The sequence below is a fragment of the Bacillus bruguierae genome, assembly GCF_037104725.1.
GTDB classification, from domain to species: Bacteria; Bacillota; Bacilli; order Bacillales; family Bacillaceae_G; genus Bacillus_A; species Bacillus_A bruguierae.
This window is the reverse complement of the sequence record NZ_JBAWSX010000016.1, coordinates 79,188-98,243: the sequence shown is the minus strand read 5'-3', so window position 1 is coordinate 98,243 and position 19,056 is coordinate 79,188. Positions and strand designations below refer to the sequence as shown.

Annotated in this window: 17 protein-coding genes and 1 pseudogene; 9 read left to right on the top strand and 9 right to left on the bottom strand. The window is 33.8% G+C overall.

The annotated features are described in order from the left end of the window. Nucleotides 1–636: 636 nt before the first annotated feature. Nucleotides 637–1,158: a DUF4367 domain-containing protein gene (locus WAZ07_RS21125; RefSeq protein ID WP_336474007.1), complete on the bottom strand. Its 522-nt coding sequence runs from the start codon at nt 1,156–1,158 to the stop codon at nt 637–639. Nucleotides 1,159–1,803: 645 nt separating this feature from the next. Next, complete coding sequence (locus WAZ07_RS21120) at nt 1,804–2,649, bottom strand: hypothetical protein (RefSeq protein WP_336474006.1); 846 nt, start codon at nt 2,647–2,649, stop codon at nt 1,804–1,806. A 148-nt stretch (nt 2,650–2,797) separates the two neighbouring features. On the opposite strand from WAZ07_RS21120, the gene WAZ07_RS21115 reads away from it, so the two are divergent. Beyond that, the gene (locus tag WAZ07_RS21115; protein ID WP_336474005.1) at nt 2,798–3,835 is read left to right on the top strand and encodes an SDR family oxidoreductase; all 1,038 of its coding nucleotides are present in this window, start codon (nt 2,798–2,800) and stop codon (nt 3,833–3,835) included. Nucleotides 3,836–4,178: 343 nt separating this feature from the next. After that, a complete protein-coding gene (locus WAZ07_RS21110) occupies nt 4,179–4,691 on the top strand; it encodes a GNAT family N-acetyltransferase (protein WP_302847784.1) in 513 nt (170 codons plus the stop codon). Nucleotides 4,692–4,955: 264 nt separating this feature from the next. On the opposite strand, the gene WAZ07_RS21105 is transcribed toward WAZ07_RS21110, so the two are convergent. After that, a complete protein-coding gene (locus WAZ07_RS21105; RefSeq protein ID WP_336474004.1) occupies nt 4,956–5,429 on the bottom strand; it encodes a hypothetical protein in 474 nt (157 codons plus the stop codon). A gap of 237 nt (nt 5,430–5,666) precedes the next feature. Here WAZ07_RS21105 and WAZ07_RS21100 point away from each other — a divergent pair, with 237 nt between their 5' ends. The 3 genes from WAZ07_RS21100 (at nt 5,667) to WAZ07_RS21090 (ending at nt 9,069) form a co-directional block, all read left to right on the top strand. Beyond that, nucleotides 5,667–6,215, top strand: a complete 549-nt coding sequence (locus WAZ07_RS21100; protein ID WP_336474003.1) for a DUF4241 domain-containing protein — start codon at nt 5,667–5,669, stop codon at nt 6,213–6,215. A 569-nt stretch (nt 6,216–6,784) separates the two neighbouring features. Next, complete coding sequence (locus WAZ07_RS21095; protein ID WP_090912117.1) at nt 6,785–7,363, top strand: GNAT family N-acetyltransferase; 579 nt, start codon at nt 6,785–6,787, stop codon at nt 7,361–7,363. 431 nt (nt 7,364–7,794) lie between these two features. Beyond that, nucleotides 7,795–9,069, top strand: coding sequence for an MFS transporter (locus WAZ07_RS21090; protein WP_336474002.1), 1,275 nt, complete (start codon nt 7,795–7,797; stop codon nt 9,067–9,069). A gap of 144 nt (nt 9,070–9,213) precedes the next feature. On the opposite strand, the gene WAZ07_RS21085 is transcribed toward WAZ07_RS21090, so the two are convergent. Then, on the bottom strand, nt 9,214–9,615 hold the full coding sequence (locus WAZ07_RS21085) for an SMI1/KNR4 family protein (RefSeq protein ID WP_336474001.1): 402 nt from the start codon (nt 9,613–9,615) through the stop codon (nt 9,214–9,216). Between the two features lie 281 nt (nt 9,616–9,896). On the opposite strand from WAZ07_RS21085, the gene WAZ07_RS21080 reads away from it, so the two are divergent. Beyond that, nucleotides 9,897–10,409 carry a protein kinase gene (locus WAZ07_RS21080; protein WP_336474000.1) on the top strand — a complete coding sequence of 171 codons (513 nt, stop codon included), beginning with the start codon at nt 9,897–9,899 and terminating at the stop codon, nt 10,407–10,409. Nucleotides 10,410–11,060: 651 nt separating this feature from the next. Then, entirely contained in the window at nt 11,061–11,501 is a 441-nt protein-coding gene (locus tag WAZ07_RS21075; protein WP_336473999.1) for a GNAT family N-acetyltransferase, read from the top strand. A gap of 296 nt (nt 11,502–11,797) precedes the next feature. Here the strand turns inward: WAZ07_RS21075 and WAZ07_RS21070 are convergent, their stop codons facing one another. Then, nucleotides 11,798–12,262 (bottom strand): hypothetical protein, encoded by a 465-nt coding sequence (locus tag WAZ07_RS21070; protein WP_336473998.1) that lies wholly within the window; start codon nt 12,260–12,262, stop codon nt 11,798–11,800. A gap of 434 nt (nt 12,263–12,696) precedes the next feature. Beyond that, the gene (locus WAZ07_RS21065; RefSeq protein ID WP_336473997.1) at nt 12,697–13,158 is read right to left on the bottom strand and encodes a hypothetical protein; all 462 of its coding nucleotides are present in this window, start codon (nt 13,156–13,158) and stop codon (nt 12,697–12,699) included. Nucleotides 13,159–13,513: 355 nt separating this feature from the next. On the opposite strand from WAZ07_RS21065, the gene WAZ07_RS21060 reads away from it, so the two are divergent. Then, nucleotides 13,514–14,566, top strand: a complete 1,053-nt coding sequence (locus WAZ07_RS21060; protein ID WP_336473996.1) for a ParB/RepB/Spo0J family partition protein — start codon at nt 13,514–13,516, stop codon at nt 14,564–14,566. Nucleotides 14,567–14,943: 377 nt separating this feature from the next. Here WAZ07_RS21060 and WAZ07_RS21055 read toward each other — a convergent pair whose 3' ends face one another. Then, nucleotides 14,944–15,465 carry a DUF4367 domain-containing protein gene (locus tag WAZ07_RS21055; protein ID WP_336473995.1) on the bottom strand — a complete coding sequence of 174 codons (522 nt, stop codon included), beginning with the start codon at nt 15,463–15,465 and terminating at the stop codon, nt 14,944–14,946. A gap of 234 nt (nt 15,466–15,699) precedes the next feature. Then, on the bottom strand, nt 15,700–16,173 hold the full coding sequence (locus WAZ07_RS21050) for a hypothetical protein (protein ID WP_336473994.1): 474 nt from the start codon (nt 16,171–16,173) through the stop codon (nt 15,700–15,702). Nucleotides 16,174–16,575: 402 nt separating this feature from the next. Here WAZ07_RS21050 and WAZ07_RS26315 point away from each other — a divergent pair. Further along, nucleotides 16,576–16,782 (top strand): annotated as a pseudogene (locus WAZ07_RS26315) (DUF3888 domain-containing protein); the annotation flags it as partial. A gap of 301 nt (nt 16,783–17,083) precedes the next feature. Here WAZ07_RS26315 and WAZ07_RS21045 read toward each other — a convergent pair. After that, complete coding sequence (locus tag WAZ07_RS21045) at nt 17,084–18,907, bottom strand: APC family permease (protein WP_336473993.1); 1,824 nt, start codon at nt 18,905–18,907, stop codon at nt 17,084–17,086. Nucleotides 18,908–19,056: the final 149 nt, after the last annotated feature.

The window sequence follows — 19,056 nt, the reverse complement described above, 5'->3', positions numbered from 1 at the left end:
ATTCGTATTCTGCACGAACAAAGTATAATTGCGTAGTTTGTATCGATTTTATTAGCGGTAGGGACGCCGCGAATTCAAGGCTTTGGACATGAGCCGCTAGGCTTGTGGATGAATTAGCAATAAAAGAAAAAGTCTTTTGACTTTTGAAGCCCCCACTTCAAACAGACCGTAAGGTCGTTAAGTGGTGGGTAGTTCACAAGACCATTCCTTTGAGGGAAAAGAAGTGACACAGGTTGTGTTCCGTTCTATAAAGAGTAGTTTATTGGGAGACATCGTCAAACTTGTAGATGAGAAGTCAGGAAAAGTTGTTGGAGTGGGTTTGAGGGAATAGTGCAAAGAGTGGAGAAGTGTGGTCAAAGCAGTCCGCTACTTTTTTTGACTACAATATTTGTGACAACAGCGTTTATTTATGTGTAAATTCATTTTTATAAACCAATTTTAAATAATGAGTTTTGTGAGCATATCTATTGATTTTATATCTAGATTTAATATAAAGAAATAATTTATGCTAATGGGAATTATGGTAACAAAAGGCGTTTTCACATATAGAAAACACCTTTTTAATTTACAACTATTTTCTATCAAACAATATGAACTTAGGATATTGAGAAGTGCGTGGTGAATAAGATTCTCATTCTATTCATTTTCAACAGCTTTCATTGAACGTGCTATTTCTAACATTTTATCTTTCGTTATTCTTGAACTGTTCATTTGTATATATGTTCCTTCTTGTGTCCAGGTAAGTAAACCACCAGTAATAAGTTCGCTCTTTTTATCTAATTCGCCGCTGTTTCCCCAAACTTCAAAATATCCTCTATAACCATTTATGTCTACTGGTTTTGCATTGGGGCTTATTTCTTCTTTAGTTGAGGACTTTTTTCTTTCCTCAATACCGAATAATAAATGTTCTTCTTTGTTATCTATATAATGCAGTCTAAAATGGGTGATATTTTCTTTTTCTTTCCAAGGATATGTTTTAATTTCTAATGTACAATTAGCGGGTACTTGTTTGAGGATATAAACTTTAAACCCTACCTTCTTTTTGATTTCAGATTTAATAACGCTATTGTGATTATGTGTAATTTCTTTAGCTTGGATTATTGTTGGAATGTTTGATATTAAGGTGAAAATAACTAATAGATGTATAGAAAATTTCAAGTTATTCCCTCCAGTGAGTCTGTATAATAAAATATAAATAAAAAGCCCTGCATGGTTGCAGAGCTTAATTTTCAGTAAATACAAATGTTTGTTTATGTTCTCTTCCCGCATACTCTGGATGTTTTTTATGGTTAAATTGTTTTTCTTCCCATTTTATAACAACTTTAACTTTTGTTGCTCTAACGTCCATCAAGACGTTTTTGTATCTGGTTCATTTCGATATATTTCAATAGTTGTACTTTTGACGTTTTTTTCGATGTTTTTTACAAACACGATATATGTGTCAAACATTCCGTTCTTGGGGTGGATAGAACCAGGAGCAGTATTTTTCGCGCATTCTTAATAAAACATACATTTATTTGCATACGTATTTCAAATGCGATGTGTTTGCAAAGAACATCGATGCGAATTACACTTGGAGTTACTATTTTCCTCTCATTGTTTTTGCTTTATATATTGATATGAGAGTAGCTCTTACATATAAAGCTCATATGGTGGGGATGAGAGATGTTTCATCCTCACTCGAAATGGGTAATGAATCTTGTGGCACGATAAAAGTTCAAGAAACGTTTCTTCAAGCTTTAGAATTGTATTTTATAAAGAAAAAACAGTAAATGTCCTTGTTAAACAAGACATTTACTGTTTTTAGATGGAAAAGTGTTTTTTCTTTTCTTCAAGTCTTCTGGTTAGTTCGTTAAAATTTTGAACTACATCTGGCATCGATAATTGCTTTGCTAATGAACGTCCTTTGTGAATGGATTTAGCGGCTTCCTCCAATAAATTTGCTTTTATTTGAGCATCCGCAAGACAATACCAATAAAACCAGGCATCCATTTCTGAAATTTTATCGTTATAGAATTTTTCAATGGTAGGGTAGTATCGGGGATATAATTCTTCATCAAAAGCCAATTTTTTACCGTTCCATTTTAATGTATCTACAAGATAGCTATCAGCAAGATACCACTGCCAAACTGCTAAACCTACCTTTTGATTTCCGTTCAAGATATTCATCTTATGATAAGGAACATCTGCAATCTTTTTGAATGAGTTATCATTCCACTGGAAAACTGCAAGGTTATTTCCTGCTGCTGCACCAATCGTAACACCGAATAAATATTCTTTTATACCATCGCCAGTAATATCAGCTAAACCTGAAAATTCCAAACCCACGCCTTGAGTTTTGGTCTCCCAAATTTTTTGCCAATTATTATTTTCTTTCTTCAAAACCATTACTCCAAACTGAGAAGGATGTTCTTTTGCTTTCATTTGAAAAGTAACGATTATTTCTTTCTGTCCATCCTGGTTGAAGTCGTAGAGTTGAATTGGCTGTGTGGAGAAAGGATTTTCGGGGCTTACAAGTAGCGAGTTTGACGGTTTAAACTCCTTAACAATTTGAATTGGATTTTCTTTCTTATTCTCGTTAGCGAAAATAAGTATCGAAGAAGAATTTAAAATTCCGAATGAGAGTAAGATAATTAGCATTATTTTCATTTCAAAATAGCCCCTTTAGAGTGGTATCAAAGGTTATAATTCCCTGACATTACTTTTCTTATCATCCCCGTAACTTTTTCGGTAGGAAAATCGTTATATAAAGTGAATGCTAATTTTATAGGTTATGAAAATGGATGGGGGGAATTTTATGAAGGTCCTTATATTGGGGGGGACTCGTTTTTTAGGAAGAGCTTTAGTAGAAGAAGCATTGAAAAGAGGGCATGAAGTCACCTTATTTAATCGTGGCACGAATAAAGATGTATTTCCTGAAGTAGAGCAGCTAACCGGCAATAGAGACAGTGATGTATCATGTTTAGCAAATCGAAAATGGGATGTTGTATTGGACACATGTGGATTTGCTCCGCATCAAATTAAAAAAATTGCTGCTGTACTTGGAGATAACATCGAACATTATACATTTATATCAAGTATCTCTACTTACAAAGATTGGATTCCACTTCATATTAAGGAAGGCTACCATTTACAGCCTATGCCGCCTAGCGATAAGTTGAAAGCGGTTGAGGATGGGAAAATATCTCCTTACGAATATTATGGAGCACTTAAAGTCTTATGTGAAGAAGAAGCAGAAAAACATTGGCCGGGGCGTGTTTTGCATATAAGAGCAGGGCTTCTTGTTGGGCCATTTGACTATTCAGATCGACTCCCATACTGGGTTCAGCGTGTAGCACAAGGTGGGGAAATAATGGTGCCAGGGCGTTCAGACCGTCCTGTTCAACTGATTGACGTGAAAGATGTGGCAACCTGGGCATTCGATATGGCAGAAAACAGAAAAGTAGGCAAGTTTAATGTAACAGGGCCGAATAATGAATTGACGATAGAAGAACTATTAAATACTTGTAAAGCAGTAACAAATAGTGATGCTGAATTTGTATGGGTAGAAGAACAATTTTTAATTGAGAATAACGTAAAGCCATGGACGGAGTTGCCTTTATGGATTCCTGAACATTTTTCATTAGAAGGAGAGACAGAACCGTGGAAAGGTAGTTTTTTCATCAGTATAGAAAAAGCTGTTAACGATGGTCTTTCTTTTAGACCTATTGAAGATACTATTTGTGATGTGTATCTATGGGAGAAATCGAGGCAGGATACAGAACGAAAAGCAGGTATATCAAGAGAAAGAGAGGCCGAATTGCTAGAGGTTTGGTTTCAGAAGGAGAAATTATGATGATAGTATATACTCATCAAGCAGAGAAAAATTTTGCAAGGAAATAGATTCGTCTAAATTGAGAGTCCAAAAGATCTGATATGATTGTGTAATAAAATTTAGATTTCAAAAAATCTTTTTGCCCCGTTTTAAATTTAAACGGGGTGTTTATTTTAGTTAAATATGATTTTAAATTAAAATTGCGTATTATTGAAGAATATCTTGAACGAGTTAGACAATGGATTAACCTGTATAAAAAGTTTGGTGCTGATGAACTAAAAAGAAAAACTTCTCTCACTCTATTCGATTTATTCTGAATGTTATAAACTGGAATAAAAAATAATATAGGAGAAAGATGATGACAATGAAATTAGTGAAACCAACACACCAGCATAGCAAACAAATCATGGCTTATCGGCAGGCATTCCTAAATTCAAGAGAGCAACCGTATGGCAGTTGTTCCTTACAACGCTTTGATTCCATTGATGAATGGCTTGAAAAGGTCAAAATTCAAGAAAAAGGAGAAAATTTACCACCAAATCGAGTTCCATCCACTCAGTTTTTGAGTATTGAAAAGGGGAAATTACTCGGTTTAATCAATATTCGCCATCGATTAACGCCAGAATTACTGATGGAGAGCGGACATATCGGTTATAGCGTGCACCCTGACGAACGTCGAAAAGGTTACGCCGCTGAGCAACTTCGGCTTTCTTTATTTGAAGCAAAAAAATTAGGATTGGAGAAAGTGTTGATAACTTGTGACAAAGCAAATATCGGCTCTGCCAAAACCATTCAAAAAGTTGGAGGTATCTTAGAAAATGAAGTAATTTCCCCTGATACTGGCGAAATTGTTCAGCGTTACTGGATAGAACTATGATTTAGTAAGTTTTCAAAAATTATATTTGAAGTCGTATTGAAACTGGATAATAACTAAAAGAAAAATCAGAGTGAGGAATCATTCCGAAAAAAGTCTAACTTTTGGTGCTTAGTACAAATTGCACCTCTTATTGTCATTAGATGGATAAGAAATGATTCGTTTTTTTACTTACGATAACACTTGTTATATCAATTTTACATATATGATATTCATATTTGAATAAATGATAAAAGCTCTCTAATTTTAAAGAGAGCTTTTTATCATTTATTTTTGATCGAACACAAATATTTCTTTATATTTTCTTGCATGTATTTTTTGACTATTTTCTAACGTCTTTGGTAGGTCCTCTTGCCATGTAACAATAACCGTAATACCTTTTGCTTTTACTGACACAGGAAAATTAGGAAAATGACACTCATTAGTGGTGACTGCTTTCTCAGTCTCAAGCGCGTCCATATTTCCCCGCAAAGTTTTGGAATCGTTAAAGTTACTGTATATATCTACATCTAAATTATAAACATCTTCTCCTAGGTTCTTCACATCTAGACTATATGTATTTATTACGCCTGGTTTTGGTTTCGAAAGCCTTGGATCATCGTCAGCTTTATCAATTTTCAAATGCCAATGTTCAGAGGACTTTGACATAGGAAGATTACTAAACGAAGAAGCTTTCGCTAATATATTGCTACTGAATATAAAACACACCATACAAAAAAGAACAACTGTTATCTTTCGCATATTCCAACCTCCAAAGTACAGGATTTTATCTTATTTACTATTTCTTCAAATAAAAGGTAATATGTATCAAATGATTAGTGGTAAAATACGGATTAGACGATATCTGCTTCCAATAGCACTGATTATGTGAAAAGAGAGGAGTCTGTAATGTTTTCTTGTATAAGATAGACATACACTATAAAAATGGGATTTAAACTGTATTATTAAAGTAAGTAATTTTTAATTGGAGTGTTTTATATGGCATTAAAAGAATTAGGTATCTTTGAGATAAAAAGTAATAAGATTGTTGTGAGTGACCCTTGTTATTCAATAGAATTTGCAGTTACGGAAGATGAATATGTAGCAGATGAGGATTTATCTTTACTGCTAACTCCTGCAAAACAAGGCAAGTGGAAAGCTACTGTATATTACTCCGAAGATGAAGTCGTTACAAAGCTTGTTGCTTCTCATATTGAAACAAATAAAGATAGCGCTTGGATAGAACTGGATAAAGGTATTGGAGTTGATGCTGCACAAGCTGGAATTTTCGATTCAACCGTTTATGGAAAAGATGAGATGATTACATATGAGGTAAAGAACACTTTCGATATAGATATGGATGAAGAAGGACTAAAATTTTATGTAGCTTGTAGCGATATAACTGCTGAAGATGATCAGGCGGGAATAATAATAGGTGGTGCAGTATCGGTTTCAGGTTTAGGAGACGGTTGGTATCCAGTTCACATTCAACGTGATGAAAGTAATCAAATTGTTGGTGTTCTGATAGATTTTTATGAGGAAGAATAACGTTGGATAACGGAGTTTAGGTTCATTAGAACGGAGGAATTTTTGAATGAAGCATAAACTATGTCAGTAACATTTTACATAGCTAGTACCAGAGAAGAAATTAATTATTCTAAATAGGGGGCTTTTAAGTATGAGGTCTGACTTAGTAAAAGAAGTAATTCTTCACCTTTTCGTCTCAAATTAGGTACAAGTATTATAAATTAGACGTTTCATCACATAAGTTGTAGTTAAAATAAGAATGTCACGTAAAGAAACAAGTGGAATTTTCATCTCATAACATAATATGGAACCACAGGCAGGTATAAAAGCCCGCCGCGTGGTTCTTTTTCTCTTTTCTTTTTTAAGGCAATATTTAAAGGGAGGCTCATTCAAATATTTAAAGACTTTCAGCCAAATGGTAAACAACCGTTGTATATCCAGTTGATAGAATATGTTATAGCAGATGTTTAATTAGACTGTTAGAAATTTAAAAAACAAGACTACATTTGATCAAGCTGTCAATGAAGTACAAACAGAGTACATAATGAAGAAGGATATAGACTAAACATGTAAGAAAAGGGGAGTCTAGTATGGAACTTACTCTAAATCGGGTAAAACTTCAGCTCATGCAATTAGAACATGCCGAACAATTATATAAAATTATTGAGGAGACACCTTCTCTTTGGTCGTATATGCCAAGACAAATGAGAAGCCAACATGATATGGAAGAGATGGTGAAAGAAGCTCTAGAAAGTTATAAAGAAGGCACTGTACTTCCGTTTGTTGTTGTAGACCAGTTTACTAACAGTATCGTTGGTAGCACTCGCCTATACGATATATCTGCTGATTATAAAACATTGGAGTTAGGCTATACATTCTATGCTCCTAGTGTTCAAAGAACGAGTATTAATACAGAGTGTAAATATTTATTATTAAGGCATGCTTTTGAAACATTACAGATGGTTCGAGTTCAAATTAAGACAGACCTTCAAAATAAGCGGGCACAGAAAGCCATTGAGCGTTTAGGAGCTATAAAGGAGGGCGTCTTACGAAATGAAAGAACCTTATATACAGGACAAACAAGAGATGCCTGTGTTTATAGTGTTATTTCTAAGGAATGGCTTACTATTAAAGAGAATTTGCAGCTCTTACTTCAGAAAAACTACTAAATAATTTAGATAGAATCGTGAAAGTTACGGTTTTAAGTTGTGGAAACGACATATTATTTTTAGTAAGAATTCTGTTTGGTATATGTTATGTAATGAAATAAGGAGAAATATAATGAAAAGAGGTGCGATTTGCGCCTTTTCTACTTGAAGGAATAAAACAAACAGTCCGTATTGATATTAAGGGACAGGAAGTAAGTCCCAATGAAATGATTGAAATAGTACAGGGAATTAAGATAAAAATAAATAATAAAGTTATTATTGAAGTTAAAGATTATTATATTTAAATGATAATATATCAAGCGTAGGATTTGGGCAGTTTTTTGTTTTTTTTCTTTTAGAACAAAAAGAACGAATGGAAATGCTATTGAATATGAAACAGTAATCATAGTACATTTAAAAAAGGGGAGATTTTTTATAAGGAAGGTGAGGGAATGCTAGATAAAGCTGATGATTCAATAATGAATCATATGTATACAGTAGAAGAACAACAAAAGTTATATAAACGGACGTTAGTAATCGTAAGTATTTCACAAATGTTTGGTGGTGCGGGGTTAGCTGCTGGAATTACGGTAGGCGCACTTCTCGCACAGCAAATGCTTGGGACAGATGCATTCGCAGGGTTGCCAGCTGCTATATTTACAATGGGATCGGCAGGAGCCGCTTTCATAGTAGGAAGGCTTTCGCAACGTTATGGGCGTCGAATAGGGCTCGCGACAGGATTTATGGTAGGAGGGCTTGGGGCTATTGGAGTGGTAATTTCCGCTTTAACAAATAGTATTATTCTCTTACTTGCTTCCCTGCTGATTTATGGTGCAGGTACAGCCACAAATTTACAAGCTCGTTATGCCGGTACAGACTTAGCAAATGAGAAGCAACGGGCAACTGCTATTAGTATTACAATGGTTATGACGACCTTTGGTGCGGTAGCGGGACCAAACTTAGTAGGTGTAATGGGGAGTTTTGCTCGTTCTATTGGTATTCCTGAACTTGCTGGTCCTTTCATATTATCAGCAGCTGCATTTCTTTTAGCGGGTCTCGTACTTTTCGTTATGCTTCGTCCAGATCCATTACTTGTAGCAAACATGATAGAAACATATAAACAGAAGCATATATATAAAGAGCATTCGATAGCTAAAAAATCAATAACAAATAAAAGAGGCATTACAGTTGGGGCAATCGTTATGATACTTACGCAAGTTGTCATGGTTGCTATTATGACGATGACTCCCTTACATATGAAACACCATGGTCATGGCTTAAGTGAAGTGGGTCTTGTCATTGGGTTTCATGTAGGCGCAATGTATCTTCCATCACTCGTTACAGGAATTCTTGTTGATAAGATTGGTCGAATGGCAATGAGCATTGCTTCCGGAGTTATACTACTTAGTGCTGGGGTGTTAGCTGCTATTGCACCGAGCGATTCTTTAATACTTCTGGTTGTTGCCCTTTCTTTACTAGGATTAGGATGGAATCTCGGTTTAATAAGTGGAACGGCTCAAATTGTTGATTCAACAGAACCTGTAACACGTGCAAAGACGCAAGGAAAAGTGGACGTTTTTATTGCATTGGCAGGGGCTTCTGGTGGAGCGATGTCCGGCATGGTGGTAGCTAATTCAAGTTATGCAGCATTATCATTAGCTGGAGGAGCTTTAGCCTTATTGCTTATCCCTGTTGTGATATGGTCTAGAAAAGGTGGAGAACATTAAATAGAGTAGAGGGCCAGAAAGTTTTGTAGATGGACATAAAAAGAGAGAAGAGGCAGAGAATAAATTGGGTTAATTAAAAAGCATCTCACAAAGTTATTAGTGGAATGCTTTTTCTGTTTTAAATAAAGTGATCATTAAACGGATCTATAATTCTCTCAAAAATATTCTTTCAGCTAATTCTCTAAAACTTTTTTCGTCTCTTGGTATAATTGATAAGTCCTCATGCCAGATTTCAACAATTGACCAGTTATTTGTAGTTTGAAAGCCTATTGCATCACCAGAAAAGTTATCACCAAATAATAAAATATCTTTTATTTCTGGGTTGTCATCTGCATCATATATTTCATCAGCTTCGATTAGTCCTCCATAGAACATAAAATATCCATCAGAAACGAATCCATATCCAACTTCTTTTAAGAAGTCAATATAATCTTGGGGAATACCATCCAACATTGAGTCTTCATCAATAACGGAATCAATTAATTTATCAAATTTATAATCAGTAGGTGTATCATGGATTTTTTTTAGGATCTCTTTGTATACCACATCTCAACACTCCAAATAATTTTTTGAAAATCCCATATTATATTTCTACATGCTTTCGCTGACTTTAATTTTTCTTATAAACCACAAATATTATGTAATTTTTGTAGTTACCTATATATATTAATTCTAGAAATACAGGCTTACTATATACTTCATTTTTTCTTATAGCAACATTGACTTGTTGTTCTGATTCTCTAAAATCTGTAATTCTTAATGAACTCATCCCATTTTAAAGTTAAAATTAAATAAAGATGCGTATGAAGAATTGAAGGTGAGAAGCTTTGGATTTAGTTCAAAAATTAACCCGTATTTATGGCTTAGGGCTTTGCTGTGGGTTGTGGAGTAAAGCTGAAGTAATTCAATGGTGTGATAAAGTGATTGAAGCAAGTGACAGTCCGCCATATGAAATAATTGAGATATCCTTAATGTCTAAAGCAAAGATAGATGATATTGAAGGGAAGTTATTTGAGTTTAGTAGCACAGTTGATGAAGAATACACTGTTAAATTAACTCTTTCCGTCATTCATGAAAAACTAAAAGAAAATAAACTGACGATTGAAGAATCAATTAAATGCACCACCAGACTTTTAGTTAACAGGGGATTGTATTGGGAAGATGAATATTTTGATTTATATAGTCTGGATGATAGCTATGACTTAGCTAAAGATGGTGTTCATTTTGATTTAAGTGAAGTTATTAATACATATATTGAAACGTTAGGCGTTTACAGTAAGTATTTTAGGAGATTTGAAAAGCTGTATTTCAAAGTAATGAAAAATGAGTGGGTTAGATAAAAAGAATTGAAGAAAAATTATTTGGTAACAAGAAGGTTTGTCCGTAATCATATTAACAATGTGATGTATAGTGATTACAAAGAAAAGAAGTGCGTTTCGCGCTTCTTTTTGAGGTCTCGCCAACAAAACGTGGATTTTATACGCTAAGGATATGCATGATTTCATGTAGGCTACGAGAACGGTTTGAACTGCCAAATGCTGTTGTGACAGGGATGTATGAAATCCTGCATACAGCGGAGGGAAAGAAGGCTGGCAAACTCTTGGTATGAATGGATTTCTGGGATTTAGCTACTGCTGATAATGATGCGTCATGTTAACCGAGCATGTATAGGGTATGAAAAAAAATTTATCCCTGACTCCTTTGTTAGTGGTGATATTTAGAAAACAAGTTAGGAGGCGGGAAGGATATTGCTAAAGATTATCTTTCAGGCATTTCCCAATGCAGTCCTTGTGCTGATTGTCTTATACCTTACAGTCAAGTTTTCTTTGCCTTGGAGCATAGCAATTGTAGTTGGCATAATCGGAGGAATTATCCTTTTTGTGATAACAGAAGCAATAAAATTATTTAGATTTTGGTTTAAAAAGCGGAATTCATAACTCCCTCTGAACTGGAGGGGTTTGCTATATTTTTAGAATAGAGGAGAGATAGCCTTGGATTTTCATTATGTTGAGTTTAACGAAATTCCTGATAATAAGATATTAGATAGGATTGTAAAATTACATACAAGTATCTTTGGTCATGCAAATGATTTAATCACTCAAATGAAGAAGAAACCGCAATTACGGATTGATGCTGTATTGGATGGTCAAAAAGTGATTGCATATAAGATTGGATACGCTCTTAGTCATGAAAAATTTTATAGTTGGTTGGGTGGAGTAGATCCTGATTATAGGAATCATGGTGTTGCCTCCAAATTAATGGAGCGACAACATCGATTTTTAAAAGAACAAGAATATAAGACAGTTCAAACAAAAACAAAAAACAAATGGCGTAATATGCTAATTTTGAATATTAAAAATGGATTTGATGTCATTGGAACGTACACCGATAACAAGGGCGAACCCAAAATTATTCTTGAAAAAAGGTTATAAAGGTAATTAAATCGGACTGTACTTCCGAGAACGGGACTTACGTTAATTAAACAAACAAAGAGTCCTAATATAACGGGTTCGGTTGTGAAGTGCAAAACAGTAGTTCACAACCGAATTCGCATATCAATTCGCATATTTTTTGAAAATCAAATTAGCACAAAAAAAGGCAGTTGATTTCGAATCAAGTGCCTTTTTTTGTTTTGGTATAGAATCATATTGTTCATTAACTTTAGTCAATAACTTTAATAAATAAGAGTGTCACTATTAAAGATTACACTTAATACTTATACTCTTATTTAAGGACGTACCTTATGGTAAGAATTAATTAGTTTTATTTCTTTTTCAGATTTACCCGATTCAGGGCAAAGTGAAAGTAAATTTGCATTAATTGCATAAATAAATGTATCTGCTGCCTTTATTTCCTTTTTATCGTCAATAATTACTTTTTCATAGGGCAAGGAGACTCTTACAGTATGTGTGTGTGTTCTATCGACTGAACCTGGTTTAATTTCCTTTATCCAGATGCGGATTTTATCTGGATTTGGACCTTCCCATCCTACTGATTTTTTTGCATTATATTTTTTGTGGTAATATTCTGACATATCATGTGTCATCCATACGTGTAGTGACTGATATATAAACATCTTTGGTGCGTAATCTTTTACCTCTACTTCTTTTCCTGCCTCAATAAAATTAGAAGCATATGCATTTCCGACAATAAAGAAAAACACTATAACTAACATTAACGTTATTTTCTTCATAGGATTCACCCCATACTTTTTATATGGTTAGGGTTGCCTATATGGTATTTTTATTGCATTGCATATTTAACGATTTTTAGTATTCTTAAAAAATTGACCACTCAATTAGCACACTTTTTAACACCCATTTTCGCATTCCTTTTGGAGCTTGTCTGCTGTCCAGCAGATGCTTGCTAATTGGTATGTTAATTGCTTTGTTATTTTGCTTGATAAAACGGAGGAAACCCTTATATATCAATATAAAAAGCAGTGCCAATTCAAATGATAATTGCACTGCCAATTGTATTGTTTTTTTAGATTTTGTACTCCAAAAGAGAACCCGTTAGTCTTAATAGACCTCTTTATTTTATTCATCACTCAATAGTATTTGCAATTTGGACTAAGACTTTAGATAAAGCTTTATCTAATCCTCTACTATCAATAATCAGCATATATTACCAACCATTCCTTTCAAATGTAAGAGTATCAAGACTTGAACTTTCCCTTATACGAAATAATATTGCTTTCGATTTATCCTTCAGTGTATATACACCCTTAGTCAGTTCTTGTTTAATTGGAATTTTATACTTTAAAGGGTGGACTCTTATCATATAATGTTTCGTACCCGTATGCTCATTTATATACTCAATTTCAAAACTGTCATTTACATTATATTCACTGTTATTACAACGTCCAAATTGATGAGTAAATTCTACTGATGGTATCTTTGTCGGCAATGTAATGCCTCGTTGAAATAATTTTTCGCATTCAGTTATTGCTTCTCCGACAGGTTTATAACTAATCTTATACCAAAACTTTTCAAAAGACTGCTGTTCTTGAGCTTTAGCAGGAGTATTAATAACACTGATAATTAAAGCGAAAAGTATTGATATCAATATTTTATGTCTTTTACTCATTAATGGGTTCTCCTTAAAAATACTTGCAATATACTGTATTGTTTATCATGTCCTTTAATCTCAATATCATTTTTCACTTCCGATAACATTGAGGATAGCCCTTAAGTGTTTTGCATATAGTGAGGATGAGGTGATGATTCCCCACTTAAACTCGGAAATGAATCATACGGCACAATAAAAACTGAAGAAGCTCATTAGAAGTGTATTTTATAAAGAAGAAGGATAGTAAATCTCCTGGTTGAACAGGAGATTTTTTTATTATGTGTGGTGCAGCGTCGGCTGGTGAAGTAAGAGGTCTAGGACAATTTGAAAACTACATATTAGTAGGAAAAAGGCAAAAGGGTGGTGGGAACGAGTGGAATATAAAAAAGTTGCATTAAAAGAAATCAAGTGCGATGTAACAGCTCGAACACATCCAGATGATGAACGATTGTGTAATAGTATTGAACTAGAAGGAATAAAGGAGCCTTTGCGTGTAGAAGGACCAAATCAAGAAGGGAAATATTACATTATTGATGGGTATAGAAGATGGACTGCTTTAAAGAAATTAAAGAAAGGATCTTTTCTAGTTCCAGTCATTACTTCTGGAAAGTGTACGACTGTTCAACAACGTAATATCGCTCGTTTTAACTTACAAAATATAACGAGAAGAACGACTGGTATGGATAAGACTTTTTTAGTAGAACAAATTATGAAACAAGGAAATATGGAAGTCGAAGAAATTCGTATTGCATTAAATTTGACGAGAACACAAATGAATAAAATAAAGAAAGCGCTAGCGATTGCTGAAGAAAAGCGCCAAGCGGTAGCTAAAGTCAGGGGTAGTAACGAAGCACTAGAAATTATTGAGTCTGCGCCATTTTCAGCAGAGATTAAAGGTTGGCTATTTGATCTTTTGTTAGAGAGAGATTTAACAGGAGAAGGAGCACGAGCCATTAAAAAAATCGTTAGAATAGATATGTATAGTTTGCTATCTGAAGAACAAAAACGAAAGCTTATTGAAGATACGCTACGTTGTTATAAATTTGATGATAATAAGGCGTATTATCTTGTTATGGAAGAATTAATGAGAACAAATCCAAAACATCACAGTGAAATATTGGACGAATGGATAAATTATATTTGTTGGCAAGCAGATATATTAAATGAGCTTATCGATCCTAATTTAAAAAATATAATTAGTAGTAAGCACTTACAAAAATTACAAAAAAGCTTAAGTAAGCCGTATATAAAAGTTTATACATCAAAATCTGTGGAAGATGTATCAGAGAGAAAGCAGGATAAAACATTTGAGAAAAAAGATACATCAACAGGTTTTACGATTTATATGAATGCAGAATCTGTACGATCTTCCAAAAAACAAACAAAAATAGAAGAGAATAATCAGCAGCTTGGTTTTTGGGACTAAGCTGTTTTTTTTATTCTTGAGCTTTGTTAAAGTCTCATGCTTGAAAAGTATTAAGAAATATGACACACAAAAAGCTCAGCCAATCATACTTTTCAGCTGAGCTTTCATATGTTTGAAACAAGAGTGTCATCAAATGCGCATTTTGAATTTTAGCTAAGAAAGTTTTTCATATAACGTTTGTTATATGAGAGTTTTCCGATTTACTGACACATAAATGTTTTAGACTATAGGATAAGGTATTAGACTGTTAAAAAATAGGTGTAGATTGAAAAGGTGTTTTCTGTACGTGAAAACCCCTTTTTGTTCAATAACTAATTTTTCATGAAGCAATATGTAATTAGGGCGTTGAAAACTATGTCATAAATAAGTTTTCCATTCTATTCATTTTTATGCGCTTCCATTGAACGTGCTATTTCTAACATTTTCTCTTTCGATATCCTTGAACTATCCATTTGAATATATGTTCCTTTTTGTGTCCAGCTAAGTAAACCTCCAGTAACGAGTTCTCCTTTCTTATCTAATTCACCGCTGTTTCCCCATTCTTCAAAATATCCTTTATAACCATTGATATCTACTTGCTTCGCATGTGGATGTGTATCTTCTGTGTTCGAAGTTTTTTTTCGTTGCGCAATGCCGAGTAATAACTTCTCGTCTTTGCTATCCATATAATGCAGTCTAAAATAGGCAATGTTTTCTTTTTCTCTCCAAGGATACGTTTTAATTTCTAATGTCCAATTATTTGGTACTTGTTTTGGAACATATACCTTAAATCCTACTTTCTTTTTAATTTCAGATACAGTAATACTGTTGTGATTATATTTAATTTCTTTGGTTTGGACTAAAATTGGATTGATCGATATAAGAATGGAAGTAACTAGCAAATGCATCGGAAATTTCATGTTATCACCTCTACAGATTTTGTATTTGGATAGATAGTTTTTCCTGTCAAAATTGTTTTTAATAAGTTCCTTCAAGTTGTCTTTTCAACATGAAATCAATATATTGTATTTACTGTTTTGAATATCATACGTCCTGTGACAATGAGTTTTATTGTGATTTTTTCATTTGTTTGGAGAATACCAATAATATTATGTAACAAGGTCTAAATAAAAAGCCCTGCCTAACTGCAGAGCTTAATTTTCAGTAAATACAAATGTTTGTTTGTGCTGTTTTCCTGCGTACTCTGGATGTTTTTTGTGATTAAATTGTTTTTCTTCCCATTTTATAACCACTTCAATTTTTGTTGCCCTAACATCTATCGGAACATTTTCATGAGTGAAACGTGCTGTATGCTTAAAAAGTCCGTTTTTTGTATCACTAAAAAGGAAGTAAGATGTTTTTGCATCTGGTTCGTTTCGGTATATTTCAATAGTTGTATTTTGGACATCTTTTCCAATATTTTTTACAAATACACTATATGTGTCAAACACTCCTTTCTTAGGTTGCTGTGAACCAGGGGCAGTGTTTTTTGCTTTGTCTATTTTGACATACCATTGTTCTGAGTTCTTTACGGTCGGTAATTTTTCGAATGTAAGAGCTTGTGTTTGTAAAGGGATTCCTAATGAGAAAAACATGATACAGACTAGGATGGTTATCTTTCTTTTCATAATTTAATCTCCAATCAAATTTATTGTCATCAGCTGCTATTTTAGAACTAGTACAATTTTAATGTATCTAGAGGTATTTTTTGCGTCTTGTTAGTGAAGCATACATTCATTTGCAAACCATACACGTTTCAAAGTTTTTACCGCAACAAATTATCATATGTTATTCCACTGAGCTCCTCATTAGTTGAATAAGATTCTTTGAAAGAAGGATATTAGGTTTAGGTGATGCTTATGAAGAAAATCTTAGTTTTAATTAGCGTATCAATGTTTATTTTTTTTTCTTTTTTCTGCCCCTGTTCAAGCGAATGAAACAGAAACCACCAATGAAATGGTTAAATACGCACTAATTGTAAGCCTCGCACCTTCAATCAATAATATTTTGAAAAAAAATACAAGTATACTTCAAAGGGAGTTCCTCAATGGGGAGGATGGGAGACTGAGATTATAAATATAAAACAATTGACTGGTGTTGGATGTATTTATGAAGTAACAGTTAGAGTTCATTCTTATTATGGAGCCCATACAGGGAATGGAATTGATGAAATTACAATAAGAATTGCTCATGATGGTCAAGAAGTGACCGATTTTAAACATATTCAGGATGCTTAAAGAGATAAGGGAATTTTCCTTGTCCTGTTATCATAACCTCTTGTTCAACTAACCTAATAAAGCAGGCATTTATTTGTAAAAGCTACGCATCTCAAATGTGATGTGAAAACTAAGAAATAAGAAAAACTCACAACACTTACTCATTGATTTTACTTAGAACATTACTCCTGCTCCATATAAGGTATGAACACGGGCGGAGAAATTGAAGAATCAAATAAACAAAAACGCGACCCCTAACTTATTTATAGTTAGGGGTCGCGTCTTTATAGAGCAATAGAAACTTTTAATAGTTTCTATTGCTCTATTTTTTAAATCGATACGGAACAGTTGAAACAATAACATTCTTTTTATATAGAAGGTATATCCTTAATAAAACACTTGATTGGTTGTGTAAAAAGTTATGCCAACTTTTCTTTGTTATAAACTGCGGAATGAGAACAGTAACGGAATGATGATTTTCTTGTGCTTTCTCTTGAATCATTGCTACTAATTTTGTAATAGGTCTCATTAAGCTTCTATAAGAAGAAACAACTGTAATAAGACGAACATCAGGTTTCCATTCTTTCCATTTTTGCTGCATCTTTAATTCACTTTCTTTATCAAAGGCTACATATACAGCGATGACAGTATCACCGATAGCCTCAGCATAATTAATGGATTGTTCGACTACCTTTGTAATTCCAGCAACGGGTACGATGACAATGTTTTCTTCGATTTTGTGTGGAATTTCATTTGGATCGATACGTAGTTGTTCTCCAACTGCATCGTAATGTTTATAGATACAATGAAAGATGTACACAATAATTGGCAGGAATATCATAACAGACCATACATGTGTAAACTTTGTGATAAAGAAAATAAGTAATACAGATAATGAAATAAGTGCGCCCACTAAATTTGTTAGTAATTTCGGTAACCATCCTGCTGGCTTTTCACGCAGCCATTTTATAATCATTCCCGTTTGTGACAAGGTGAAAGGAAGAAATACACCAACTGCGTACAGCGGGATTAATTGTTCTGTTTTTCCTTGAAACGCAATAATTAAAATAATGGAAGCAATTCCTAGGGTCATAATTCCATTTGAATAGCCTAATCGATCACCGCGCATTAAAAACATGCGAGGCATATATTTATCTGATGCTAGGTTGTAAGCTAGTAATGGGAATGCGGAAAATCCCGTATTAGCAGCTAATACTAAAATAAGTGCAGTTGTTCCTTGAATAAAGTAATATACATAATTTCTTCCGAATATATCCGAAGCAATTTGAGAGACAACAGTCTCATCGTGTTTCGGAGCAATACCGTACCAATATGCTAAAAAGGTGATACCAGTAAATAAGACTGCAAGAATTGCTCCCATCATTACTAAAGTAGTGGCTGCATTTTTAGCAGCTGGCGCCTTAAAGTTAGGAATTGCATTTGAAATCGCTTCTACCCCTGTTAATGCAGAACACCCAGATGAGAATGCTTTTAATAAAAAGAATAATGTAATTCCTGGTGCTACCGTACCAATAGGTGTATGCAAAGTTGCTGGCGCTTGTCCAGTTGCAATTTTAAAGACTCCAACAGTAATTAATACGATAAGTGCTAATACGAAGAGATAGACAGGATAAGCTAGAATAGAAGCAGATTCTGTTACTCCTCTAAGATTCAGAATGGTAATAAAAATAACAAGTATTACAGCGATTAGAACGGTGTACTGATGTAAAACTGGAAATGCGGATGTAAGTGCATCTGTCCCTGCTGATACACTTACAGCCACGGTAAGAATATAATCTACCAGCAAGGATCCACCGGCAACAAGCCCAGCATTTATACCTAAATTCGTTTTGGAAACAACGTAAGCTCCTCCGCCATGTGGATAAGCATAAATAATCTGTTTGTACGATAAAATAAGTGCCGTTAACAAAACGAGAACTCCGATTGCGATTGGAATGGAATACCAAAAAGCGACCGATCCAATTGTTGCAAGAACTATTAAAATTTGTTCTGTTCCATAAGCAACAGAAGAAAGAGCATCAGATGAAAGAATGGCTAATGCCTTTAATTTATTTAATTTTTGTTCACCTAATGCATTTGATTTAAGAGGTCTACCAATTAAAAACCTTTTGAATACTGAAAACATGGATGCACCACCAATATGTAATTTTTCCAATGAAAAGAATATCACAATTGGTAGTGGGTGAATAGATATTTTTATTATGAATTCATTCTTTTTTTTTAGTAAATTGACAAAACAGTGACAGAATAACCTTTTTTACTAGATAAAAAGAA

Coding starts and splice junctions, on each gene's coding strand:
- WAZ07_RS21070 (WP_336473998.1), bottom strand. CDS start 12,262: ATGAAGAAAATAACGTTAATGTTAGTTATAGTGTTTTTCTTTATTGTC.
- WAZ07_RS21105 (WP_336474004.1), bottom strand. CDS start 5,429: ATGCGAAAGATAACAGTTGTTCTTTTTTGTATGGTGTGTTTTATATTC.
- WAZ07_RS21065 (WP_336473997.1), bottom strand. CDS start 13,158: ATGAGTAAAAGACATAAAATATTGATATCAATACTTTTCGCTTTAATT.
- WAZ07_RS21055 (WP_336473995.1), bottom strand. CDS start 15,465: ATGAAATTTCCGATGCATTTGCTAGTTACTTCCATTCTTATATCGATC.
- WAZ07_RS21095 (WP_090912117.1), top strand. CDS start 6,785: ATGGAACTTACTCTAAATCGGGTAAAACTTCAGCTCATGCAATTAGAA.
- WAZ07_RS21045 (WP_336473993.1), bottom strand. CDS start 18,907: ATGTTTTCAGTATTCAAAAGGTTTTTAATTGGTAGACCTCTTAAATCA.
- WAZ07_RS21100 (WP_336474003.1), top strand. CDS start 5,667: ATGGCATTAAAAGAATTAGGTATCTTTGAGATAAAAAGTAATAAGATT.
- WAZ07_RS21090 (WP_336474002.1), top strand. CDS start 7,795: ATGCTAGATAAAGCTGATGATTCAATAATGAATCATATGTATACAGTA.
- WAZ07_RS21050 (WP_336473994.1), bottom strand. CDS start 16,173: ATGAAAAGAAAGATAACCATCCTAGTCTGTATCATGTTTTTCTCATTA.
- WAZ07_RS21120 (WP_336474006.1), bottom strand. CDS start 2,649: ATGAAAATAATGCTAATTATCTTACTCTCATTCGGAATTTTAAATTCT.
- WAZ07_RS21110 (WP_302847784.1), top strand. CDS start 4,179: ATGAAATTAGTGAAACCAACACACCAGCATAGCAAACAAATCATGGCT.
- WAZ07_RS21115 (WP_336474005.1), top strand. CDS start 2,798: ATGAAGGTCCTTATATTGGGGGGGACTCGTTTTTTAGGAAGAGCTTTA.